Raw genomic sequence first — 20986 nt, 5'->3', positions numbered from 1 at the left:
ACCGTGCATGTACTCAGCGTGAGCTCCCTCAAGGGTGGTGTCGGCAAGACGACGGTGACGCTCGGCCTGACTTCGGCCGCGTTCGCCAAGGGACTGCGCACGCTGGTGGTGGATCTCGACCCGCAGTCGGACGTCTCGACCGGCCTCGACATCAACATCTCCGGCCACCTCAACGTGGCGGACGTCCTCGAGAACCCGAAGGAGAAGATCGTCCGTCAGGCGATCGCACCCTCGGGGTGGACGAAGGGCTCCCAGGGCAAGATCGACGTCATGGTCGGATCGCCCTCGGCCATCAACTTCGACGGGCCGCACCCGTCCATCCGCGACATCTGGAAGCTCGAAGAGGCCCTCGCCAACGTCGAGCAGGACTACGACCTCGTCCTCATCGACTGCGCGCCGTCGCTGAACGCCCTCACCCGCACCGCCTGGGCTGCGTCCGACCGTGTGACCGTCGTCACCGAGCCCGGACTCTTCTCGGTGGCCGCCGCCGACCGGGCCCTCCGCGCGATCGAGGAGATCCGCCGCGGGCTCTCCCCCCGCTTGCAGCCGCTCGGCATCATCGTGAACCGTGCCCGCGTGCAGTCGCTCGAGCACCAGTTCCGCATCAAGGAGCTCCGCGACATGTTCGGCCCGCTCGTGCTCTCGCCGCAGCTGCCCGAGCGGACCTCGCTGCAGCAGGCGCAGGGTGCGGCGAAGCCCCTGCACGTGTGGCCGGGTGAGTCGGCGCAGGAGATGGCGAAGAACTTCGACCAGCTGCTCGAGCGCATCATGCGCACGGGCAAGATCGGCCCGTACGCCGAGGGCGGCGCGGCCTAGGGCGCGTCGCGCCCGCTGGCGCTCGGCCGTGGGCCCGTTCGGCTTCGCCGAGGTCGCGCAACACGCCGCTCGCGTTCGCCGAGGTCGCGCAAAGTGCCGCCGGGAGCTGGCCCGAACGGCAGAACGTGCGACCTCGCCTCCGGCACGGCGCACGACATCGACCGGGAGGCGCGCCTCGCCTCCGTCGCACCACCGCCGGACAACACGCTCGGGTTCACCCCGCGAGGTCGCTCGACATGCGGCTCACGTCCGACCAGGTCGCACGAACTGCCGCGGGGAACGGGCTCGCGCGGCAGATCGTGCGACCTCGTGGTCGGGGCGGTGTGGCGCCCGCGGAGGCTCGCTCGAGGTCGCACGACGCCCGGCGCGCGCCGAGGTCGCACGACACGCCACGGCTTGCGTGCCGAGGTCGCACAACATGTCGCACGGAATGGGCGCGCGCGGCAGAACGTGCGACCTTGCGACTCGAGCGGACGCGGGCCCGGGCTCGGGCCCGGGCAGGCCCGCCAGCGCGGGATTAGGACGCGCGGGAAGCCCGGCGGGCGGCGAGCTCGTCGTCGGGGTCGGCCGCCGGCGTCGCGTCGAGTTCGACCAGCGAGGACTCGACCTCGCGCAGGACCTTGCCCACCGCGATACCGAACACGCCCTGACCCCGCGAGACCAGGTCGATGACCTCGTCGTCGGAGGTGCAGAGGTACACCGAGGCACCGTCCGACATGAGCGTCGTCTGCGCCAGGTCCGAGACGCCGGACTCGCGCAGCTGGTTCACGGCGGTGCGGATCTGCTGGAGGGAGATGCCCGTGTCGAGCAGGCGCTTCACGAGCTTGAGCACGAGGATGTCGCGGAAGCCGTACAGCCGCTGCGACCCGGAGCCGGCGGCCCCGCGGATCGTCGGCTCGACGAGCTCGGTGCGGGCCCAGTAGTCGAGCTGGCGGTAGGAGATGCCGGCAGCACGGGCAGCGACGGTGCCGCGGTACCCGTTCTGCTCGTCGTGCTCGGGCAGGCCGTCGGTGAAGAGCAGCCCGAGGTCGTACCGGGTCATCTCCGACTCGGTGCCGGGGGTGTCGTTCCCACTCATCAGGCTGCCTTCCACGACGATCGAGCTCCCAACTGAACGTTCAATGACGGGTTGAGAGTTGTTCCGAGGTCCACGGTAGCGACTCGGACCGCTCCGGCGCGGGACATCCGACTCGGCGCGTCCGGCGTGTCGAGGATACGCCCCACCCACCGACGCGCACCAGCGGTCGAGGAGGGACGAGCCACGACGCGCGTCATGCGTCGAGACGCCCGATCGCCGTGCGGATGAGGTTCGACCGGATCACCTCGAGGTGGCCGGCGATCTCGCGCGCGAGCTCGGTCGCCTTCGCCCGTGACGTGGCGTCACCGCGGCGGGACACCGGCATGAGCGCGGACTCGATGAGCCCGACCTCGCGCTCGGCGACGCTGCGCATCGTGCGGAGGTGTCGCGGTTCGATCCCGGTGCGCTGGAGTTCGACGAGGGCCTTGAGCACCGAGACCCCGTCGTCGCCGTACGTATCGGCAGCGGGCAGCAGCGACGCCGAGACCGCGTCGGCGAGGAGCATCGGCGAGGCACCGGCAGCCCGGACCGTCTCGTCGCGGGTGTAGCGCCGCTCACGCCCGAGGATGGACGGCTTCGGCGCGTCGCCACCCCCGGGGAGGACGGGTTCGCGCCCGGCGTCGAGGTCGGCAAGGTAGTCCTTGATGACCTTGAGCGGGAGGTAGTGGTCGCGCTGCAGCCCGAGGACGATCCGGAGCCGCTCGACGTCGGCCGCCGAGAACTTCCGGTAGCCGCTCGCGGTACGGATCGGGGTGACCAGCTCGCGCTCTTCGAGGAACCGGAGCTTCGAGCTCGACAGGTCCGGGAACTCCGGCTTGAGGCGTGCGAGGACCTGCCCGATCGTGAGCAGGTCCGGGACCGCGGACCCCGCCCGGGCCGCGGCGGACCGTGCGGCCACTACGCGGTCGCCAGGCGCGCCAGGTCGACCCGGGAGGCGTAGAAGGTCAGGCGGAACTTGCCGACCTGCACTTCGGACCCGTCGGTGAGGAGTGCTTCGTCGATGCGGACGCCGTCGAAGTACGTGCCGTTGAGCGACCCGTTGTCCTTCACGCTGAAGCTCGTGCCGTGGCGGAGGAACTGCGCGTGCTTGCGCGACACGGTGACGTCGTCGAGGAAGATGTCGGCGTCGGGATGGCGCCCCGCCGTGGTGACGTCCGAGTCGAGGAGGAACCGAGCACCGACGTTCGGCCCGCGACGGACCACGAGCAGCGCCGACCCGGAGGGCAGCGCGTTGATCGCTTCACGTTCTTCGGCGGACACACCGGACTCGGCAGTGAGCGCCGCCCCCATGTCCATGCTGAAGGTCAGTGTGGTGTCGACCAGCCGCTGCTCAGGGGTCTTCTGACCGTCCGGCTGCGGGACCACTGGTTCTGGCATCGTGGACCTCCTCCTCTTGGCGCACCAGCGTATCGGAAACGAGCGGCCGAACGGGAGCCCCGAACGGGGCTGGGGACAACTCGGCAGAACGCGTACAGCGAACGTACCGGGAACACGGATGCGTCAGCGCCCGCGCGCGAGCAGCCACAGCAGGTAGGGCGCCCCGATGACCCCGGTCACCACACCGACGGGCAGCGCGTTCCCCGGGATCGCGAACTGCGCGATGAGGTCGCTCGCCAGCGTGATCGCGGCGCCGACGGCGGCGGTCGACCCGATGGCGACCCGTCCGCCCCCGACGAGCCTCCGGGCGATGGGGGCCGCCATCAGCGCGACGAACGACACCGGTCCCGCGGTGGCCACGGCGGCGGCGGTCAGGCACACGGCGGTCAGCAGGAGCAGCACCTTCGCGCGGTTCGGCCGGAGCCCGAGCGCCGAGGCCACCTCGTCGCCGAGGGTCAGCACGGTGAGCCGCGAGGACTGCAGGAGGGCGAGTGCCGTGAACACGACGAAGACGACGGCGAGGATCCCGACGAGGTTCCGGTCGACGGCGTTCAGGCTGCCGGAGAGCCAGAGCAGCGCGGTGCCGGCCTGGGTGACCGTGCCGCTCGTGAGCATCCACCCGGTGATGCTCAGGCAGATCGCCGCGACGCCGATGCCCACGAGGACGACCCGGTTGCCGGTGATCCCCCGACGCCACGCGAGTCCGGCGATGACGAGGGAGACGAGGACCGCACCGACGAGCACCACCGAGAACAGGGTCCCGCCGCTCGCGCCGAACAGGACGATGGCGGTCAGGCCCGAGGCGCTCGCGCCCGAGGTGATGCCGATGACGTCCGGACTCGCGATGGGGTTCCGGACGACGCTCTGCACGATGCCACCGGCCACGCCGAGCGACGCCCCCACGAGGATCGCCCCGGCGACCCGTGGGCCACGGAGCTGCCCGATCACGAAGTCCGAGACGGTGTCGCCGTGCCCGACGAGGGCGCTCGCGACCTGCACGGGCGAGAGCGGGATCTCGCCGACGCCGAGCCCGACGAGCACGAGGGCGACGAGCAGGACGAGGACGGCACCGAGCACGAGCCACTCGCGGCGCACGGCCGTCACAGGCCCTTCACCGCCCGCGACCGCACGAGCCAGATGAACACCGGCGCGCCGATGAGCGCCGTGACGATCCCGACCTGCAGCTCCCCCGGGTACGCCACGACGCGGCCGATCACGTCGGCGACGAGCAGCAGCGCCGGCGCGACGATGGCCGACAGCAGGATCGTCCACCGGTGGTCCGGCCCGCTCAACCGACGGACGGCGTGCGGCACGGCGAGCCCGATGAACGCGATCGGCCCGGCCGCCGCGACGGCCGACCCGGCGAGGAGCACGGTGACGACTCCCCCGACGGCACGCACGAGCACGACGCGCTGCCCGAGCGACGCGGCGAGCTCGTCGCCGAGCGCGAGCGTGTTGAGCGACCGGCCGAGGGCGAAGGCGATGACGAGCCCGACGAGCACCGGGACCGTGATCACCCCGGCGGTGCCGAGGTCCTTGCCGGCCAGCGCTCCGACCTGCCAGAAGCGCAGCTGGTCGAGGAGGCTCTGGCTCGTCACGAGCACCGCCGTGGTGATCGAGGACAGTGCAGCGGCGACGACGGCCCCGGACAGGGCGAGTCCGACGGGCGACAGCCCCCGACGGGCCACGGCGGCGATGCTGTACACGAGGAGCGCGGCGAGGGCGGCCCCGAGGAAGGCGAACGGCAGGTACGCGGCGGTGCCGCTGACGCCGAACAGCGCGATCCCGGCGACGACCGCGAGCGCGGCCCCGGAGTTGATGCCGAGGACGCTCGGATCGGCGAGCGGGTTCCGGGTGACGCCCTGCATGACGGCGCCGGCGACCCCGAGCGCGGACCCGGCGAGGAGTCCGACGACGGTGCGGGGCACGCGGTTGCCGAGCACGATCAGGCCGATCTCGTCGTTCCGTCCGGGGTGCAGGACGGTGTCGAGCACGGTGCCGAGCGGGATCGGACGGGAGCCGAAGGCCACCGAGAGCGCCACCGCCACGACGAGGACGACCACCGCCAGCACGGTGGCGCCGACGAGGCGGGACACGGAGCTGGGCGCAGGAGGGGTGGGCGACGGCGAACGCATGGGAAGTAAGGCAACCCTAACGGACGACGTCGTACGGCGACCCCCGAGCAAGCCGTGAGCAGCCGCAGGGTCCGTTCATAGGCTCGTCATGGGAACCGGGCCTGTACTCGTACCCATCGACGCCCGACCGGGCAGCCGAGGGACGACCGGAGAGCACTGATGAACGAGACCCCGAACCCCGCCGCCGACGAGAACGGCACCGCCCGCACCGACGCCGCGCAGCCGCAGGCCGGGGCGACGTGGGAGGCACCGCACGCCGACCCGTCGACCCTCCGCTCGGCCTACGCGTTCGACGGCAGCGGCCCGTTCCTCTACGGGCCCGACGGCTCCGGCCCCTACGGCTACACCCCGGACGGCCGCGGCCCGTTCCTGATCGGCAGCCCGTCGCTCCCCGGGTTCCAGCACGGCTGGGTGCACGGCGCCGCCGCAGCGAACCACGCCACGAAGCGGCCCCGGCGACTGGGCCTGATGATCGGCTCCGGCATCGCGGCCCTGGCGATCGTCGGTGCGGCGGGCGGGACCGCGCTCGGACTGTCCTCGCAGCACACGACGACGACCTCGAGCCAGTCGCAGGGCACGACGCTGCCGGACACCGGATCGGGTTCCGGCACCGGGTCCGACGGCAGCGGCACGAACGGCTTCACGGTGCCGGGCGACGGCACCGGCAGCGGGTCGAGCGACGGCAGCAGCGGCACGAGCACCGAGTCCGCGGCGACCGCGGCGACGAGCGCCCAGAAGAAGGGCGTCGTGACGATCAACACGGTCCTCAACTACGACGAGTCGTCCCAGGCGGCCGGCACGGGCATGATCCTCACCTCGAACGGCACGATCCTCACGAACAACCACGTCATCCAGGGTGCGACGAGCATCACGGTCACCGACGAGACGACCGGCAAGGAGTACAAGGCGGACGTCGTCGGGACGGACGCCACCCACGACGTCGCGGTCCTCAAGCTCGAGGGCGCGTCGGGCCTGTCCACGGTGACGCTCGACGACGACGGCGAGCCGAGCACCGGCGACACCGTGACCGACGTCGGCAACGCCGAGGGCACCGGCAACCTCGTCGCCGCCGAGGGCACCGTGACCGCGACCGACCAGGACATCCAGGTGCAGAGCGAGTCGGGCACGGGCACCGAGTCGCTGCAGGGACTCATCGAGGTCGCGGCGGACATCGTCTCGGGCGACTCGGGCGGTCCGGTGCTCGACAGCGAGGGCGAGGTCGTCGGCATGGCCACCGCGGCGTCCTCGGGCACGGCGGACGTCACCGGGTACGCGATCCCGATCACCACGGCGAAGTCGATCGCGGACAAGATCCTCGCGGGCGAGTCGTCGTCGACGATCACCATCGGACTGCCGGCGTTCCTCGGGGTCGAGGTCAGCGGGACGGCCTCGACGGGCGGCGTCGCGGTCGCGGGCACGGTCGAGGGCTCCGGCGCCGCGTCGGCCGGTCTCGCCGCCGGCGACACGATCACGAGCATCGACGGCACGGCCGTGGCGAGCTCGGACGCGCTGACCTCGGCGATCCAGTCGCACTCGGTCGGGGACAAGGTGACGGTCGGGTACACCGACAGCACCGGTGCCGCGAACACCGTCACGGTCACCCTGACCGCCGGCCCCGCGGCCTAGCAGAGAACGGCTCAGCCGAGCAGCGCCCGCACCACCGACCGGTACACGTTCGCCGGGGAGTCCGTCGCGAAGACGGTCTCCCCGGCTTCCGTGCGTCCGACGCGCGCGAAGCCCTGCCCCGCCGCGTGCACGACGACGATCGAGTTCGGCTTGCCGGGCCGACGTAGCGACGACACCGTCCACGGAGCCGCCCAGAAGCGCGCGAGCCGCGGGTCCGCCTCGGCGATCGCCGTCGGCAGGTCGGGGGCGGCGTCCGCCCCGGAGGTCCGACGCCCGAGCAGGTCCGCCCGGAGCGACCCCGTGCGGAACGGGAAGGTCCATGCCGGACCGATGCCGAGCCTCCCGGCCACGAGCGCGACCACGCGCTCGACGGGCAGCTGCGCGATCACCGCGCCCGTCTCGTCCGTCCCGTCCACGACGGTCTCCGACCAGGCCTGGAGGCGCGTGGCGCGCCCGTCGGGCAGCCGCTGTTCCAGGGTGACGGGCTGGGCATCGCGCTCCCACGGTGCGAGGAGCGCCTGCGTCGACTCGGGCAGGGTGCCGAGCCGGCCGATCAGGCCGGACTCGATGAGTTCACGGCCGGCGGGCGTGCGGAGGAGCGTGGGGTTCCAGCGACGGCCGGCGAGCGAGCGCAGGGTGGCGAGGGCCTCGGAGCCGAGGTGGGTGCCCTCGAGGTCGGTGGCCGGTGCGGGCTCCGGCAGGGCCTCGAGGTCGCGCTGCACCCGCGACGGTGCGGGTTCGGTGGCGCGGACGCTGTCGAGGACGGCGAACACGAGGTCGTCGGTGGCGAGCATCCGGGCGAGGGGCCGCTCGATGGTGAGGTCGACGCGGTGCCGTCCGGTGACGAAGAGCAGGTGCGCTCCCGCGACGTCGCCGCCCTCGTCGGGCCGGACGTACTCGACGAGGCGCGCCGGCGCTCCCGCGGTCGTCCACGGGTCGGAGCCGATGAGTCGGAGCCCCTCGACCGAACCGGGGAGGCGTTCGAGCAGACTCGTGTGCTCCTCCGCGACCGTCCGGTCGCTCGGACGGGATCGGACGGTGAGCACGACGTCGTCGCCGGTGACGCGCAGGTCCGCCTGTGCCGAGTCCTCACGGCGCCACGCGTCGGGGCGGCGGAGGGTCAGGCGGGCGGTGCGGTCCTCGGTGCCGAGTGGGACGGGGACGGCCATGGCACGAGGCTACGTCGGGGCCGGTGCGGGGGCGGTGGCGGCTCGCCGGGCGCGCGCGCTTCCGGTGCGCGCGAGGTCGGACCGGCGGACTCAGGGGCGGCGCGGGCGTGGCGCGGGCGGCGGCGGGACCGGCTTCGCGGCGACGACGTCGGCGAGCGCCACCTCGACCGGGCCCCGGCGGGTGTCGATCGTCACGGACGACGCGGTCCGGGCGACGAGGACCCCGAGCGCGTCCTGCGCTCCCCCGCCGTGGTGCGCCCGCACGACCACGCGGTCCCCGACCGCGGCGTCCCGGAGGACCCCGAGCGCCAGCGCCCGGGCGATCGCGTCCTGACCGGTGCCCTCCACGCCCCCAGCGTAGGGCGCGCCTAGAGTGTGGGGATGGCCAAGGCACGCGTGGACAGCTGGATCTGGGCGGTGCGGATCACGAAGACCCGCTCCGCCGCGACCGCCGCGTGCAAGGCTGGCCACGTCCGGGTGAACGGGGAGCGTGCGAAGCCCGCGCAGCCGATCGGCCCCGGGGACGAGGTCCGGGTTCGGCAGAACGGGTTCGACCGGATCGTCGTCGTCACGGGGATCATCCTCAAGCGGACGAGCGCACCCGAGGCCGCGAAGCACTTCGAGGACAAGACCCCGCCGCGGCTCCCCAAGGAGGAGGCCGGCTTCGTCCCGATGCGCGACCGCGGCGCCGGACGCCCGAGCAAGCGGGAGCGCCGAGACCTCGAGAAGCTCCGCGGCTACTGACCCCGCCGTCCCGCCAACGCCATCAGACGAAGCGGACGGTCTGCTGCAGGCGGTCGCGGACCTCGAACACGTCGACGCTCCCCTCGGGCGACCACACGCCGCCCAGCACCTGCCCGAGCGCACTGCGGCGGACGACGAGCGCCGTAGGCTTCCGGGGCGAGCCGACGACCTGCACGTCCTCGTCCACCGCGGAGTCCGGCACCACGAGCAGCCGGCCGGTGAACCGCACCCGGGTCTGCTTCTGCACGGCGCGGGCGGCACGGACGAGCTCCTTCACGGGGCGCTCCCCCGGTGCCAGGGTCTCCCCCGTGATCTCGCCGTGCTCGACGCGGACCGGGGCGCCCCAGTCGATCGACTCGACGGCCCACAGGCCGCTCGGGGTGAGGACCGCGTGGTCGAGCTTGCCCTCGGCCCCCGCGTCGAGGTCGTGCCAGACCGTCACGCCGATGCCCATCTCGGAGACGATCGACGCGGTCGCCTCCTCGGCGAGCGCCTCGGCCAGCAGCCGTCGGATGTGCCGGGGAGCGGAGCGGATGAGCGTGGGGTCGTAGGGGTCCTCGATGGGGTCCCCGAGGCCGACCCACTCGCGCTCGGCCTGCAGGAAGACCTCGCGCGATCGCCCGCCGGGGTGTCCGTGGGACCGGGCCCGCGGACGTGCATCGCGACGCGCTGCCGGGGGTGCGTAGGCGTCGCGGCCGGTGTCGCTCCTCCAGGCGGAGGAACCGGACGGGCCGGACGCGCTCTGCTGGCTGCCGCGCTGGGATCCCGCGTCGTAGGCGCGGCGTGCGGCGGGGGTGCCGATGCGTTCCCAGGCGATCTGGACCTGGCGGAAGCGGCGGGCGTCGCCGCCGAGGTCGGGGTGGGACTCGCGGGCGGCGCGGCGGTAGGCGCGGCGGAGTTCGTCGTCGTCGGCGGTCGCTCGGACGCCGAGGACTTCGTACGGGGTGGCGTCGGCCGGGCTGTCGGTCATGGCCCTGCGACATTACCCGAGGGAGCGTCGGAGTCCGCCGCGTGGCTGCTGGGTGCTGCCTGGAGGCGCGGGTCGGGTCCGGTACGCCGGCACCGGGTCTGCGACGAGGCACCTGTCGATCGACCGGTGCGGTGTCGCGGACGGGGTGCGGGACCGGGATGGTCAGGCGACGGCGAAGGAGACGCGGGCCGCGAGGAACGATCCGTACCGGTCGGCGGCGGCCTCGAGGGCGCGGACCGCACCGGCGTCGAGCGGCTCGAAGGGCGTGACGGCGACCCGGACGTCGCGGGTGCGCTCGGTGCGGCTCCAGGTCCCGACGACCCGACCCCGCACGACGGCCATCGGCAGGAACATGCCGTTGGCGCCGGGGACGACCCGGTCGGCGTGCACGGGGTCGAGCTGGACGGAGCGGTCGGCGTACCCGAGGAGGTACTCGTCGAACCCGGGCAGGAGGTGCCCGGTCGGCACACCCCCGGGGTCGGGTCGGTCGGCGAGGGCGAGGAGTCCGTCGCCGAGGTCCTCCACGGTGTCACCGGCCACCGCTCGGGCCCGTCGGACGTCGCCGAGCGGCAGCTTCGTCCACGAGGCGGTGTCGGCCTCGGTCACCGGGCCCCTCCCGCGCAGGTGACCGATCAGCACCCGCCGCAGGGCCTCGTCGCGGTCGGGCAGGTCGGCCGTCGCCGGCGCCCACTCGTCGAGGAGCACGAGCCCCTGGCCGACGCGGGCGGTGGGCCCCCAGGCGACCATCCCCTCGAGCGCGAGGCGGAGCAGCACGTGGTACCCCAGCCCTCGCGTCGGGTCGATGCCGGCGGCTCGGTAGACGTCGAACAGGTCGTCGCGCACGAGTGACCGACCGCCGGACAGTGCGTCGGCCGTGGCCTCCCGGGCGGACCGGAGGACGTCGTCGTCGATGCCGAGCTCGGTCGCACGCCGGGCGACGGAGCGGATCGTCCGATCGGCGGTGAGGGAGAGCAGCAGTCGGAGGTCGTCGGGGCGCATCGCGTGCAGGGTGCCGCGCATCGGCCACGAACGGACGACCTCGCCGCGGTCGAACGCGGCGCGGACGTCGTCGCGCGTGGACCCGGGAGCGCGGACGCCGATGGCCCAGGTGACCTGCCCGAGGTCCTGCCCCTGGACGGCGAGCATGCGTTCCACCACCTGGGTCGGCCCGAGCCCGGGCACGGCGATCCCCTGGGCGGCGAGGCGCATCGCACGCAGCTGGGCCGGTGTGGTCGTCATGGCACCAGCAACGCCGTCGCGGTCAGGCGACGGCTGCGGTGATCTCGTCGGCGTGCTGCTCGATGTACGCCACGTCGGCCCGGTAGAGGTCGGCGTGCCCGTGCTGCAGGTCGCTGACGAACTTCGGGTTCCCGGCCGCCGCCTCGGTCTCCATGGTCGTGACCAACGCGACGAGGGAGCCGAGGATCGTCTCGGCGAGGACCTCGCGCGACCGGGCGTCCAGCTCGTAGGCGCGGCAGAACTCGGCGGCGCGGTCGAGCCGTTCGTCGAGCGACGGCGCGGTCGACCCCTCGACGACGCCGGTGGTGAACGGCGCGAACCGGTACACGGCACTGGCCACGTCCCAGACCCGCGGCCCGGGGTGCGCGGTGTCGAAGTCGATGAGCCCGACCGCGGCGATGCCGTCGTAGACGCAGTTGTACGGCGCGAAGTCGCCGTGCACGATCGTCTCGGCGGGGTACCGCTCCGCCTGGGACCAGACGTCGCGGTCGTCGTCGCGCGTGAAGGTGGCGGCGGCGTCGTGGTAGTGCCGCAGCAGCCGGGCGGTCGTGACGAGAGCGGCCTCGCTCGCGACGTCGGCCGTCCACGGGTACTCCCCCGCTTCGCCGGGGACGAACGAGACGGTCTCGAGCGTGTGCCCGAGCTCGATCGGTTCCGGTGCTGCGACGAACCCCTGTTCGTGCAGGTGGGCGAGCAGCCGGTGCACGGTCGGCGTCCACGGCCCTGCCGGGCGGTGCACGCGATCGTCGGCCCTGGTGATCCGCTCCATCGGAACCTCCTGTTGTACGTCTCCGTTGACGTGGTGGCCCAGCGTATCCGCCCGTGCGCCCCGGTGTCGCGGTCCACGTGTGAACAGCGCGTGACACGACCGCATGCACCGTTGCATGCAAGGGGTAGGATCGTCGACCGTGAGCACCCCGAGCACGAACACCACCGCCCAGGCAGCGTCCGACCGGGCCTACGACCACGTGAAGCGCGCGATCATCCGCGGCGACCTGCCCGGCGGCACGGCGATCAGCGAGAACGCGCTCTGCCAGGAGATCGGCGTGTCGCGGACGCCCGTGCACGAGGCGTTCCTGCGTCTCGCCGCCGAGGACCTGCTCACCCTCGAGTCCCGGAAGGGCGCCGTCGTCCGGCCGATGTCCCCGAGCGAGGCGGCCGACGTGCTCGAGATGCGGGAGGCGATCGAGTCGACCGCGGCGACCCGCGTCGTCACCGACGGGCGCGTGGCGGACGTCACCCCGTTCCTCCAGGCGATGCTCGCGGAACAGGAGCAGGCGGTCGCGACCGGCGACGTCGACCGGTTCATCGAGGTCGACGCGGAGTTCCACGGTGCTGTCATCGGGGCGTCGCGGAACGCGATCGCCGTCATGTTCGCCCGGACCCTGCGCGACCGGCAGCAGCGGCTGCGGCACCACCTGATGCGGCTCCAGCCGTCCCAGTTGCAGGCGTCCCTCGAGGACCACCGGGCACTGGCCGCCGCGCTCGAGGCCGGCGACGCCCTCCGCTACGCCGAGGTCCTCCGCACCCACGTCGCGTCGCACCGGGGCGCCCTGTGAGCGCCACCACCGGCAGCGTCCCGACCACCGGCTCGCTCGCGGTCCCGAACGCCCGCGTCCTGCCGTGGGTCGCCGTCTGGGGCGCGGTGTTCGTGTGCTCGTGGGGCGGGAACCAGTTCTCGCCCCTGCTGCTCATGTACGAGGAGCGCGCGCACTACTCGTCGCTGCTCGTGAACGTCTTCCTCGGCGTGTACGTGCTCGGGCTCGCGCCGGCGCTCCTCGTCGCCGGGTCCCTGTCCGACCGGCACGGCCGCCGCCCGCTGATGCTCGCCGGGATCGTCTCGGCCGTCGTCGGCAGCGGACTGCTGGCGTTCGGCCCGCTCGGCGCGGGGTTCCTCATGGCCGGACGCCTGTTCTCCGGGGTCACCGTCGGGATCGCGATGGCGGTCGGCAACAGCTGGGTGAAGGAGCTCTCGCAGGGACGCTTCGACCCGTCGGCCGACGCCGGTTCCGGTGCACGCCGGGCGTCACTGGCGTTCACCCTCGGGTCGGCGTCGGGTGCCCTCGTCGCCGGGCTCATCGCCCAGTGGGGGCCGATCCCCGAGGTCCTGCCCTTCCTCGTGCACATCTGCGTCGCCGTCCCCTTCGCCGTGATCGTCTGGCGAACGCCGGAGACGAGCCGCTCCGGCGGGCTGCCCGGGCCCTGGTGGAAGCAGCTCGCCGTACCGAGCGCCGGGCACCGCCGGTTCACCCGGGTCGTGCTCGTCGCCGCGCCGTGGATCTTCGGGTCCGCAGCGATCGGGTACGGGTACCTGCCGACGAAGCTCGCCGGGGCGACCGGCACGTGGGGGCTCGTGTTCGCCACCGCCGCCACCGTCGTCGCCCTCGGGGTGTCGAGTGCCGTGCAGCCCCTCGCCGGGCGGGTCACCTCGCTCCTGTCGGCACGCGGACTGCTGACCGCCGTGGCGCTCATGACCGCGGGCATCGCCGTGGTCGTCGTGGCGGTCCAGCTGCAGTCCGTGGCGATCGGGCTCGTGGCGAACGTCGTGATCGGCCTCGGCATCGGGCTGGCGCTCGTGTCGAGCCTGCTCGAGGTCCAGCGGATCGCGGGGACACGCGACCTGGCCGGACTCACCGGGGTGTTCTACGCGGCGGCGTACGCCGGGTTCCTGGCGCCGGCGGTCATCGCCGCGGTGGCGAACGTCGTGGCCGTGCCGACGATCCTGTGGGTGGTCGTCGGGCTCGGGGTGCTGTCGTGGGTGGCGATCCTGGTGTCGTCGCGGAAGCACATCCCCGCGTAGCTGGACCGCGCGGTCAGAACTGGTCGCGCAGCCAGGCCGGCCCGTGCACCGTGGCGCCGAGCTCCTCGACGCGGGCCCGGAGCTCGCGGTCGGCGGTCACCACGACGACCGGCGTGTGCCCGGCGTCCACCGCGGCCCGGGCAGCCTCGACGATCGCGTCGTCACCCGACCCCGGCGCGCGCACGACGGACACCGGCTCGTCTGCGTCCACGGCGTCCCGCGCCGCTCCCTCGAGCACCACGGTCCACCGCGGCCACCACCGGTCGAACGGCAGCGCGAGCACCTCGGCCGACACACCCGCCGCGGCGAGCGCCCCCACCGACCCGAGCAGCCGCGACGCAGCCCCCGCCCGGTCCTTCCACCACCCGTCCGGCACACTGCCGACCACGTTCGCCGCGTCCACCACGACGTGCGGTGTCGTCTCGATCCGTGCCCGCAGCGCCGGCCACGACGCCCCGAACCCCGGGTGCAGGGGCAGGTCCTCGACGTCGCCGACGGGCACCCAGGCCAGTTCGAGGCTCTCGCGGTCGGCGATCACCGGTTCGAAGGCCCTGGAGGCGCGCCCCACCACCGTCGTGTACGTCCAGAACCCGAGGTCCAGCACGGCGGTGTGCCGGAGGTCCACGCCGTCCTCGGGCACGCCGGCTTCCTCCGCCGACTCGCGGAGCGCCCCGGTCACGGCGTCCTCGCCGAGGTGGCGGGCTCCGCCCGGGATCCCCCAGGTGCCGCCGTGGTGGCTCCACTCGACGCGGTGCTGCAGGAGCACGCGCCCGGAGCCGTCGTCGACGAGGAGTCCGGCCGCGCCGAACCGCCCCCAGGCCTTGGTGCCGTCGGGACCGACCGCCCAGGCGTCGCCGGGGTCGCGGGGGCCGGGAGGCGGCCCGGGAGGCGTGGTGTCTGGCACCCGTCAACCTTGTCACACGGGACCCGTCATGTGACCGGAGACGTCGCAGCCGCTCGTGTACGGTGTCGGTCGAGACACGGGGTGCCGCAACCAGCGGCTGAGATCACACCCGTCGAACCTGCTCGAGCTCGTACTCGCGAAGGGATCGTCCATGCACACTGCTGCGCCCGCCCCCGACTGGGCCCGTCGGACCGCCGAACTCCTCGAGGCCGTCCGCGCCCGGAGTCCCCTGGTGCACTGCATCACGAACACCGTGGTGCAGAACGTCACCGCGAACGTGCTGCTCGCGCTCGGCGCCTCGGCCGCGATGGTCGACGTCGTGACCGAGGCCGGGCCGTTCGCCCGGGTCGCCGACGCCCTGCTGGTGAACACCGGCACGCCGCACGCCGAACCCCGGGCCGCGTCGCTCGAAGCCGCCTCGGCAGCGGTCGACGCCGGCACGCCCTGGGTGCTCGACCCGGTCGCCGTCGGCTCCCTGCCGGTGCGGACGGCCCTCGCCCGGGACCTGCTGGCGCTCGGTCCGACGGTGCTGCGGGGCAACGCCTCCGAGGTGCTCGCGGTGCTCGGCGCCTCGGCCGGTGGGCGTGGCGTCGACAGCACGGTCGGCACCGACGACGCGCGAGCGGCCGCGGTCGACGCGGTGGCCGCCAGTCGCGTGGCCGCGGTGGCCGTGTCGGGTCCGGTCGACCTGCTGGTCGCGCCCGGCACAGGCGTGGTGCGGGTCGCGAACGGCACGGAGCTGCTCACGCGGATCACCGGCGGCGGGTGCGCACTCGGTGCCGTCGTCGCCGCGTTCACCGCCGTCTCCTCCGAGGACCCGGGCGCGGCCGCGGTCGCCGCGACCGCGGTGCACACGATCGCGGCCGAGCTCGCGGCGCGCGAGGCCGGCGGACCGGGCACGTTCCAGCCGCTGTTCCTCGACCGCCTGGCGTCGCTCTCGCCGGACGACGTCGTGCGCACGGCGCGCATCACCGTCGAGTCCCCGGCGGTGGCCGCGTGAGCGCCGGTGGGTTCGGCGTGTACCTCGTGACCGACCCGGCGCTGTCGGACCGGCACGGCATCGGCGTGCTCGGGGTCGTCCGTGCCGCGGTGCACGGCGGGGTGCGGATCGTGCAGGTGCGCGACAAGGACGCCTCGGCCCGTGACCTGCTGGCACTGACCGCCGCGGTGGCCGACGCCGTGGGCGACCGCGCGACCGTGGTGGTCGACGACCGGTTGGACGTCGCCCTGGCCGCTCGGCACGCCGGACACCGGGTCGCGGGCGTGCACCTCGGCCAGTCCGACGTCCCCGTCACCGCCGCTCGCGCCCTGCTCGGACCGGACGCACACGTCGGGCTGACCGCGAACACCCCGGAGCACCTCGCCACCGTCGCCGCGCTCCCCCGCGGCACGGTCGACCTGCTCGGGGTCGGCGTGGTGCACCCGACCGCGACGAAGGCGGACCACCCGCCGGCCCTCGGACACGACGGGTTCGGCCGGCTCGCACGCGCGACGGACGTGCCGTGCGTGGCGATCGGCGGGGTCACGCTCGACGACGTCGTGCCGCTCCGGGCAGCCGGTGCCGCGGGCGTGGCGGTCGTGTCGGGCATCTGTGCCGCGGCCGACCCGGGCTCCGCCGCGGCGGCGTTCGTGTCCGCGTGGGGCCCTGGACCTGACCACGGGGCGGAGCCGGGGCCGTCGGGTGGTGGCGATCCGTTCCTCCTGGCCGACGCGACGCACCACGGGGCGGACGCATGAGCATCCCGCGCGTCCTGAGCATCGCCGGGACCGACCCGACGGGTGGGGCGGGGATGCAGGCGGACCTCAAGGCCATCGCGGCGCACGACGGCTACGGCATGGGCGTCGTGACCGCGCTCGTCGCGCAGAACACGCACGGGGTGCGCTCGGTGCACGTGCCGGACGTCGTGTTCCTGCGCGAGCAGCTCGACGCGGTGTCAGACGACGTCGTGGTCGACGCCGTGAAGGTCGGGATGCTCGGCACCGCCGAGGTCGTGCGGGTCGTGACCGAGTGGCTCCGCGAGCACCGCCCGCCGGTCGTGGTGGTCGACCCCGTGATGGTCGCGACGAGCGGGGACCGGTTGCTCGACGAGGACGCCTCGCGGGCGATGACGACGCTGCTCGGGCTCGCCGACCTCGTGACGCCGAACCGGGCGGAACTCGCGGTGCTCGCCGAGCTGGCCACCCTGCACGGACGGGCCCCGGACAGCGCCGAGGACCAGGCGCTCACGATCGCCCGCACCTGGGACGTGCTCGTGCTCGCGAAGGGCGGCCACGACGACGGCGACACCTCGGACGACGCGCTCGTCGGGCCCGCCGGGGTGCTGCGGACGTTCAGCGCGCCACGCGTCCGGACCACGAACACACACGGCACGGGGTGCTCGCTGTCGAGTGCGATCGCGACGCTCGCGGCCCGCGACGGCGACTGGGAACTGGCCGTCGGTACGGCGAAGCGCTGGCTGACCGCGGCCCTCCGCGGCGCCGACGCCCTGCAGGTCGGCACCGGGAACGGTCCGGTCGACCACGGCGCGCTCGTGCGTGCGGAGCGGCCGGAGCCGAGGTGGACCGACCGCTGGTGGGACGACGTCGCCGAGGTCCTGCACGAGACGATCGCGTGCGACTTCCTCGCCGGGATGCGCGCCGGGACGCTCGACCCCGAGGTGTTCGCCGCGTACCTGGCGCAGGACGTCCACTACCTCCGCGCGTACGAGCGGCACCTGGCGCTGCTCGGCTCGTGGACCACCGGGGCCGAGGCCGCGTTCTGGCAGGCATCGGCCCAGGGCTGCGCCGACGAGGCCCGCGACCTGCACCACCGCCGCCTCGCCGGCACGCACGCCGAGGACCCCGTCCACCCCGTCTGCGCCGGCTACCTCGCCCACCTGCAGGCCGCTGCGGACTCCGGGTCCGTCGGGGTCCTCGCCGCGGCGGTGCTGCCGTGCTTCCGCGTGTACGCGTGGGTCGGGACGCAGATCGGCACGGTCGGGTCGGACCACCCGTTCGCGGACTGGATCGGCGCGTACGGCGACCCGGGGTTCGCCGAGGCCTCCGCGGATGCGACCGCCCGGGTCGAGCGGCTCGCCGCGGCGGCGACGCCGGCCGAGCGCGGTGCGATGACGCGCGCGTTCCGCGCGTCGACCGCGTGGGAGCTCGCGTTCTTCCGGATGCCGACCGCCGTGACGGGCCCGGGCGCCGGCCCGGGGGCGGGCCCGGAGGCGGGCCCGGAGGCGGGCCCGGACTGTGCCGCCGGAGCGACACGCTCTCGCTGAGCGCCGCGGTCCCTGGCGCGGAAGCGACAGGGTGCCGTCACGATTCGACGGCACCCTGTCGCTTTCGCGGGCGGGCGGGCGGGCGGGCAGGCGGGCGGACGGGCCGACGGGTCGGGCGCGGCGCGCGGACGCGTCGGGCGGGGCGCGCGGGCGGGGCGGGCAGCAGCGCGGCCGGGGACGCGGGGCGTCGCGGACGGGAGGCGCGGTGCGGGGCCGACCCGCGCCTCCTGGCCGTCAGCGGGTCGCGGGAGGCAGCCGCACCAGCTCGACCGACAGGTCGCGGCCGTCGACCGCACCGCGCATCCACGTGTGGTCCGGCTGGCGGCGCCGGTCCGTCGGCGAACCCGGGTTGAGCAGCCGCAGCCCCGACGGCGCGACCGTGTCCCACGGGATGTGCGAGTGGCCGAAGACGAGCACGTCGACGTCCGGGTACGCGGCCGTCATGCGACGCTCACGGCCCGTCGCGGTACCGGTCTCGTGCACCAGGGCGACGCGCAGGTCCTCGACGGCGAAGCGCGCTTCGAGCGGCAGGCGGTCGTCGAACTCGGGGCCGTCGTTGTTGCCGCGGACGCCCTCGAACCGCGCCGACCGGGCCTGGACGGCGTCGAGCGTCGCGAGGTCCACCCAGTCGCCGGCGTGCACCACGAGGTCCGCGGCGTCGATGTCCGCCCAGAGCCCGGCGGGCAGGTCCTTCGCCCGCTTCGGCAGGTGGGTGTCCGAGAGCAGGACGAACGAGGTCGTCACGGCGTGGTGCGTCCGGGCATCGGCAGCCCCGCCTCGTCCGCGGCGCCGAGCCGTTCGAGGAGCCCCGCGAGGAGCGCGATGTCGTCGTCCGACCAACTCGCGAGGCGTTCGTCGAGCGCGTCGCGGTGCAGCTGCACGGAGCGTTCGAGTGCGGCACGGCCGGCATCGGTGGCCACGAGGGGCTTGGCGTTGCCGGTCCCGCCGTCGACCGTCCGGATGAGCCCGGCCGCCAGCAGCCCGGACAGCTGCCGCGAGATCGTGGAGCGGTTCAGCCGCAGGTACCGGGCGATGTCGATCGCCATGCAGCCCTCGTGCTGGACGACGAAGTCGACGAGGGACTGGTCGACGACGCTGAGGATCGCCTCCGAGCCGCGTGCCCGGATGCTCGCGCGGCGGGTGATGCGGGCGAGTTCCGTGTACGCGCGTCCGATGTCGCTGTTGCGGACATCGGGCCTCGGTTCGCTCATCGGACGGACTCCAGCCTGTCTGCGCCGGGACCTGCCGGCGGTGTTCGGTCCCGCCACCATACCGGCGGGTACGGATCGCGCCGGCTCAGTGACCCGCCGCGGCGGCCCGCAGGGCGGGGATGTCGAGCTTGACCATCTGCATCATGGCCTCGAAGACGCGGGCGTTGGCCTCGGGGTCGCCCGAGCCGGTCATCAGGTCGCCCATCATCGACGGGGTGACCTGCCACGCCACACCCCAGCGGTCGAAGAGCCACCCGCACCGGCTCGGACGGCCACCGTCGGCGAGCAGGGCGTCCCAGATGCGGTCGAGCTCCTCTTGGTCGTCGACGTCGACCTGGAACGAGACCGCGTCGGTGTGCTCGTGCCCAGGACCGCCGTTCATCGCACGGTAGGGCTTGCCGAGGAGCGTGAACTCGACGACGAGGGTCTGCCCGTCCGGGGTCTTGCTCACGCTGTCGATGCTGCTGTCGGGGAAGAGCGACACGTAGTGCTCCGCCGCCTGCTCGGCCTGGTCGTCGTACCAGAGGAACGGGGTGATCGTCGGCATGGGCGGGGCCTTCCGGTTCGGCTCAGTCCGCAGCGCCGCGGCTGAGCAGGTCTGCCTTCTCGGGGTGCTCGTCGAACCACTTGCCGACGAACCAGCACATCGGGACGATGCGCCGGGTGGAGTTCGCCTCGACGTCGGCGACCGCGAAGTCGACGAGCTCGGCGGCGTACCCGTGCCCACGGTGCTTCGGCACCGTGTACGTGTGCGGGAACGCGATCGCGTCGCCGTTCTCGCGGTAGTCGAGGACGCTCACGAGTTCGCCGCCGACGTACATCGCGTAGCGGTCCTGGTCGGCTTCGTCGCGGAACTCGTGGTCCATGCCGCCATCATGCACCCTCGGCGGCAGCGAGGGCGGCAGGCGGTCAGGCCGTCGGGAATGGGCGGGTCGGGGTCGGGCGTTGCTCGGACACCATGACGACAATCGGCATCATCGGCGCAGGCAACATCGGATCCCAGCTCGCACGGCTGGCGGTGCGGAACGGACACGAGGTGGTGATCGCGAACTCCCGCGGCCCCGAGACCCTCACGGACCTGGTCACGGAGCTCGGCGCGGGTGCCCGGGCCGCGACCCGCGACGAGGCGGCCGCCGCTGGCGAGATCGTCGTCGTCACGACCCCGCTCGCCGCGATCGAGACCATCCCGGCCGGCCCCCTCGAGGGCAAGGTCGTGATCGACACGAACAACTACTACCCGCAGCGCGACGGCCACATCGAGGCGCTCGACTCCGAGACCACCACGACCGCGGAGCTCCTGCAGGACCACCTCCCCGGCGCCCGGGTCGTGAAGGCGTTCAACCACATCGGCGCCGCGGACCTCACCGGCCACGCCTCCGCTGCGGGCACCCCGGACCGTCGCGCGCTCGTGGTGGCCGGGGACGACGCCGACGCCAAGCGGGTCGTGTCGGACCTCATCGACCAGTTCGGGTTCGACGTCGTGGACGCCGGGCCCCTCGCCGAGGGCTGGCGCATCCAGCGCGACACCCCCGGGTACGGCCCGCGGCTGACCGCGGCGGAGCTGCGCGAGGCACTCGCGTCCGCGGAGCGGTACCGCGACATGTAGGTCGCGACCCCCTGCGGGACGGGAGGCGCGGGTCGGTCCGGCACCGCG

Annotated in this window: 24 protein-coding genes and 1 riboswitch; of the genes, 9 read left to right on the top strand and 15 right to left on the bottom strand. The window is 73.8% G+C overall.

The features are described from left to right. Nucleotides 1-3 precede the first annotated feature (3 nt). Nucleotides 4-816: a ParA family protein gene (locus ACIPKM_RS12190; protein ID WP_070418636.1), complete on the top strand. Its 813-nt coding sequence runs from the start codon at nucleotides 4-6 to the stop codon at nucleotides 814-816. Nucleotides 817-1333: 517 nt separating this feature from the next. Here ACIPKM_RS12190 and ACIPKM_RS12185 read toward each other — a convergent pair. The 5 genes from ACIPKM_RS12185 to ACIPKM_RS12165 all read right to left on the bottom strand — a co-directional run bounded on the left by ACIPKM_RS12185 (nucleotide 1334) and on the right by ACIPKM_RS12165 (nucleotide 5367). After that, nucleotides 1334-1894, bottom strand: coding sequence for a MerR family transcriptional regulator (locus ACIPKM_RS12185; protein ID WP_070418635.1), 561 nt, complete (start codon nucleotides 1892-1894; stop codon nucleotides 1334-1336). 193 nt (nucleotides 1895-2087) lie between these two features. Beyond that, nucleotides 2088-2792 (bottom strand): MerR family transcriptional regulator, encoded by a 705-nt coding sequence (locus ACIPKM_RS12180; RefSeq protein WP_070418634.1) that lies wholly within the window; start codon nucleotides 2790-2792, stop codon nucleotides 2088-2090. Next, nucleotides 2792-3271 carry an FHA domain-containing protein gene (locus ACIPKM_RS12175; protein ID WP_071294956.1) on the bottom strand — a complete coding sequence of 160 codons (480 nt, stop codon included), beginning with the start codon at nucleotides 3269-3271 and terminating at the stop codon, nucleotides 2792-2794. The genes ACIPKM_RS12180 and ACIPKM_RS12175 overlap by 1 nt, the downstream gene beginning before the upstream one ends. Nucleotides 3272-3394: 123 nt before the next feature. After that, nucleotides 3395-4375, bottom strand: a complete 981-nt coding sequence (locus ACIPKM_RS12170) for a FecCD family ABC transporter permease (RefSeq protein WP_402736817.1) — start codon at nucleotides 4373-4375, stop codon at nucleotides 3395-3397. After that, nucleotides 4372-5367, bottom strand: a complete 996-nt coding sequence (locus ACIPKM_RS12165; RefSeq protein ID WP_402736816.1) for a FecCD family ABC transporter permease — start codon at nucleotides 5365-5367, stop codon at nucleotides 4372-4374. The genes ACIPKM_RS12170 and ACIPKM_RS12165 overlap by 4 nt, the downstream gene beginning before the upstream one ends. Before the next feature lie 198 nt (nucleotides 5368-5565). Here ACIPKM_RS12165 and ACIPKM_RS12160 point away from each other — a divergent pair, with 198 nt between their 5' ends. Further along, entirely contained in the window at nucleotides 5566-7032 is a 1467-nt protein-coding gene (locus ACIPKM_RS12160; RefSeq protein WP_402736815.1) for a S1C family serine protease, read from the top strand. An 11-nt stretch (nucleotides 7033-7043) separates the two neighbouring features. On the opposite strand, the gene ACIPKM_RS12155 is transcribed toward ACIPKM_RS12160, so the two are convergent. Next, nucleotides 7044-8201: a hypothetical protein gene (locus ACIPKM_RS12155; RefSeq protein ID WP_402736814.1), complete on the bottom strand. Its 1158-nt coding sequence runs from the start codon at nucleotides 8199-8201 to the stop codon at nucleotides 7044-7046. A 90-nt stretch (nucleotides 8202-8291) separates the two neighbouring features. Beyond that, on the bottom strand, nucleotides 8292-8549 hold the full coding sequence (locus ACIPKM_RS12150; RefSeq protein ID WP_156794885.1) for a ferrous iron transport protein A: 258 nt from the start codon (nucleotides 8547-8549) through the stop codon (nucleotides 8292-8294). A 33-nt stretch (nucleotides 8550-8582) separates the two neighbouring features. Here ACIPKM_RS12150 and ACIPKM_RS12145 point away from each other — a divergent pair, with 33 nt between their 5' ends. Next, on the top strand, nucleotides 8583-8945 hold the full coding sequence (locus ACIPKM_RS12145; protein ID WP_070418630.1) for an RNA-binding S4 domain-containing protein: 363 nt from the start codon (nucleotides 8583-8585) through the stop codon (nucleotides 8943-8945). 22 nt (nucleotides 8946-8967) lie between these two features. On the opposite strand, the gene ACIPKM_RS12140 is transcribed toward ACIPKM_RS12145, so the two are convergent. The 3 genes from ACIPKM_RS12140 to ACIPKM_RS12130 form a co-directional block, all read right to left on the bottom strand. After that, on the bottom strand, nucleotides 8968-9915 hold the full coding sequence (locus ACIPKM_RS12140; protein WP_070418629.1) for a DnaJ domain-containing protein: 948 nt from the start codon (nucleotides 9913-9915) through the stop codon (nucleotides 8968-8970). Nucleotides 9916-10077: 162 nt separating this feature from the next. Next, entirely contained in the window at nucleotides 10078-11154 is a 1077-nt protein-coding gene (locus tag ACIPKM_RS12135) for a winged helix DNA-binding domain-containing protein (protein WP_402736813.1), read from the bottom strand. Between the two features lie 22 nt (nucleotides 11155-11176). Next, the gene (locus ACIPKM_RS12130) at nucleotides 11177-11923 is read right to left on the bottom strand and encodes a phosphotransferase enzyme family protein (protein ID WP_070418627.1); all 747 of its coding nucleotides are present in this window, start codon (nucleotides 11921-11923) and stop codon (nucleotides 11177-11179) included. Between the two features lie 139 nt (nucleotides 11924-12062). Between ACIPKM_RS12130 and ACIPKM_RS12125 the strand changes: the two genes are divergently transcribed. Both ACIPKM_RS12125 and ACIPKM_RS12120 read left to right on the top strand, forming a co-directional pair. Beyond that, nucleotides 12063-12713, top strand: coding sequence for a GntR family transcriptional regulator (locus tag ACIPKM_RS12125; RefSeq protein WP_402717966.1), 651 nt, complete (start codon nucleotides 12063-12065; stop codon nucleotides 12711-12713). Beyond that, nucleotides 12710-13954 (top strand): MFS transporter, encoded by a 1245-nt coding sequence (locus ACIPKM_RS12120; RefSeq protein WP_071294961.1) that lies wholly within the window; start codon nucleotides 12710-12712, stop codon nucleotides 13952-13954. The genes ACIPKM_RS12125 and ACIPKM_RS12120 overlap by 4 nt, the downstream gene beginning before the upstream one ends. A 13-nt stretch (nucleotides 13955-13967) precedes the next feature. Here the strand turns inward: ACIPKM_RS12120 and ACIPKM_RS12115 are convergent, their stop codons facing one another. After that, nucleotides 13968-14858: an NUDIX domain-containing protein gene (locus ACIPKM_RS12115; protein WP_402736812.1), complete on the bottom strand. Its 891-nt coding sequence runs from the start codon at nucleotides 14856-14858 to the stop codon at nucleotides 13968-13970. A 67-nt stretch (nucleotides 14859-14925) separates the two neighbouring features. Continuing rightward, nucleotides 14926-15021: riboswitch (TPP riboswitch) on the top strand. Between ACIPKM_RS12115 and thiM the strand changes: the two genes are divergently transcribed. The 3 genes from thiM to thiD all read left to right on the top strand — a co-directional run bounded on the left by thiM (nucleotide 15010) and on the right by thiD (nucleotide 18121). Then, nucleotides 15010-15858, top strand: a complete 849-nt coding sequence (gene thiM, locus ACIPKM_RS12110) for a hydroxyethylthiazole kinase (protein WP_402736811.1) — start codon at nucleotides 15010-15012, stop codon at nucleotides 15856-15858. (Overlaps the previous riboswitch by 12 nt.) Then, a complete protein-coding gene (thiE, locus tag ACIPKM_RS12105; RefSeq protein ID WP_402736810.1) occupies nucleotides 15855-16595 on the top strand; it encodes a thiamine phosphate synthase in 741 nt (246 codons plus the stop codon). Before thiM ends, thiE begins: the two co-directional genes overlap by 4 nt. Next, nucleotides 16592-18121, top strand: coding sequence for a bifunctional hydroxymethylpyrimidine kinase/phosphomethylpyrimidine kinase (gene thiD / locus ACIPKM_RS12100; protein ID WP_402736809.1), 1530 nt, complete (start codon nucleotides 16592-16594; stop codon nucleotides 18119-18121). The genes thiE and thiD overlap by 4 nt, the downstream gene beginning before the upstream one ends. Before the next feature lie 234 nt (nucleotides 18122-18355). Here thiD and ACIPKM_RS12095 read toward each other — a convergent pair whose 3' ends face one another. From ACIPKM_RS12095 to ACIPKM_RS12080, 4 genes are all read right to left on the bottom strand, one after another. Further along, nucleotides 18356-18865, bottom strand: a complete 510-nt coding sequence (locus tag ACIPKM_RS12095; RefSeq protein ID WP_402736808.1) for a metallophosphoesterase family protein — start codon at nucleotides 18863-18865, stop codon at nucleotides 18356-18358. Further along, on the bottom strand, nucleotides 18862-19332 hold the full coding sequence (locus ACIPKM_RS12090) for a MarR family winged helix-turn-helix transcriptional regulator (RefSeq protein ID WP_070418620.1): 471 nt from the start codon (nucleotides 19330-19332) through the stop codon (nucleotides 18862-18864). Before ACIPKM_RS12090 ends, ACIPKM_RS12095 begins: the two co-directional genes overlap by 4 nt. An 85-nt stretch (nucleotides 19333-19417) precedes the next feature. Then, nucleotides 19418-19879: a VOC family protein gene (locus ACIPKM_RS12085; RefSeq protein ID WP_070418619.1), complete on the bottom strand. Its 462-nt coding sequence runs from the start codon at nucleotides 19877-19879 to the stop codon at nucleotides 19418-19420. Nucleotides 19880-19901: 22 nt separating this feature from the next. Further along, nucleotides 19902-20198, bottom strand: a complete 297-nt coding sequence (locus ACIPKM_RS12080; RefSeq protein ID WP_070418618.1) for a GNAT family N-acetyltransferase — start codon at nucleotides 20196-20198, stop codon at nucleotides 19902-19904. A gap of 92 nt (nucleotides 20199-20290) precedes the next feature. Between ACIPKM_RS12080 and ACIPKM_RS12075 the strand changes: the two genes are divergently transcribed. Beyond that, nucleotides 20291-20938 (top strand): NADPH-dependent F420 reductase, encoded by a 648-nt coding sequence (locus ACIPKM_RS12075; protein ID WP_402736807.1) that lies wholly within the window; start codon nucleotides 20291-20293, stop codon nucleotides 20936-20938. Nucleotides 20939-20986 lie beyond the last annotated feature (48 nt).

The sequence above is a fragment of the Curtobacterium sp. NPDC086286 genome (assembly GCF_044746255.1).
Classification (GTDB): Bacteria; Actinomycetota; Actinomycetes; order Actinomycetales; family Microbacteriaceae; genus Curtobacterium.
Note: the sequence above shows the minus strand (reverse complement) of the source record. Positions and strands in the feature narration are given on the sequence as shown.

What these genes read in the sequence shown, in the direction of transcription:
- ACIPKM_RS12155 (WP_402736814.1), bottom strand. Translation starts at nt 8,201, where the DNA reads ATGGCCGTCCCCGTCCCACTCGGCACCGAGGACCGCACCGCCCGCCTG.
- ACIPKM_RS12135 (WP_402736813.1), bottom strand. Translation starts at nt 11,154, where the DNA reads ATGACGACCACACCGGCCCAGCTGCGTGCGATGCGCCTCGCCGCCCAG.
- ACIPKM_RS12085 (WP_070418619.1), bottom strand. Translation starts at nt 19,879, where the DNA reads ATGCCGACGATCACCCCGTTCCTCTGGTACGACGACCAGGCCGAGCAG.
- ACIPKM_RS12185 (WP_070418635.1), bottom strand. Translation starts at nt 1,894, where the DNA reads ATGAGTGGGAACGACACCCCCGGCACCGAGTCGGAGATGACCCGGTAC.
- ACIPKM_RS12080 (WP_070418618.1), bottom strand. Translation starts at nt 20,198, where the DNA reads ATGGACCACGAGTTCCGCGACGAAGCCGACCAGGACCGCTACGCGATG.
- ACIPKM_RS12090 (WP_070418620.1), bottom strand. Translation starts at nt 19,332, where the DNA reads ATGAGCGAACCGAGGCCCGATGTCCGCAACAGCGACATCGGACGCGCG.
- ACIPKM_RS12145 (WP_070418630.1), top strand. Translation starts at nt 8,583, where the DNA reads ATGGCCAAGGCACGCGTGGACAGCTGGATCTGGGCGGTGCGGATCACG.
- ACIPKM_RS12130 (WP_070418627.1), bottom strand. Translation starts at nt 11,923, where the DNA reads ATGGAGCGGATCACCAGGGCCGACGATCGCGTGCACCGCCCGGCAGGG.
- ACIPKM_RS12140 (WP_070418629.1), bottom strand. Translation starts at nt 9,915, where the DNA reads ATGACCGACAGCCCGGCCGACGCCACCCCGTACGAAGTCCTCGGCGTC.
- ACIPKM_RS12075 (WP_402736807.1), top strand. Translation starts at nt 20,291, where the DNA reads ATGACGACAATCGGCATCATCGGCGCAGGCAACATCGGATCCCAGCTC.
- ACIPKM_RS12175 (WP_071294956.1), bottom strand. Translation starts at nt 3,271, where the DNA reads ATGCCAGAACCAGTGGTCCCGCAGCCGGACGGTCAGAAGACCCCTGAG.
- thiD (WP_402736809.1), top strand. Translation starts at nt 16,592, where the DNA reads ATGAGCATCCCGCGCGTCCTGAGCATCGCCGGGACCGACCCGACGGGT.
- thiM (WP_402736811.1), top strand. Translation starts at nt 15,010, where the DNA reads ATGCACACTGCTGCGCCCGCCCCCGACTGGGCCCGTCGGACCGCCGAA.
- ACIPKM_RS12160 (WP_402736815.1), top strand. Translation starts at nt 5,566, where the DNA reads ATGAACGAGACCCCGAACCCCGCCGCCGACGAGAACGGCACCGCCCGC.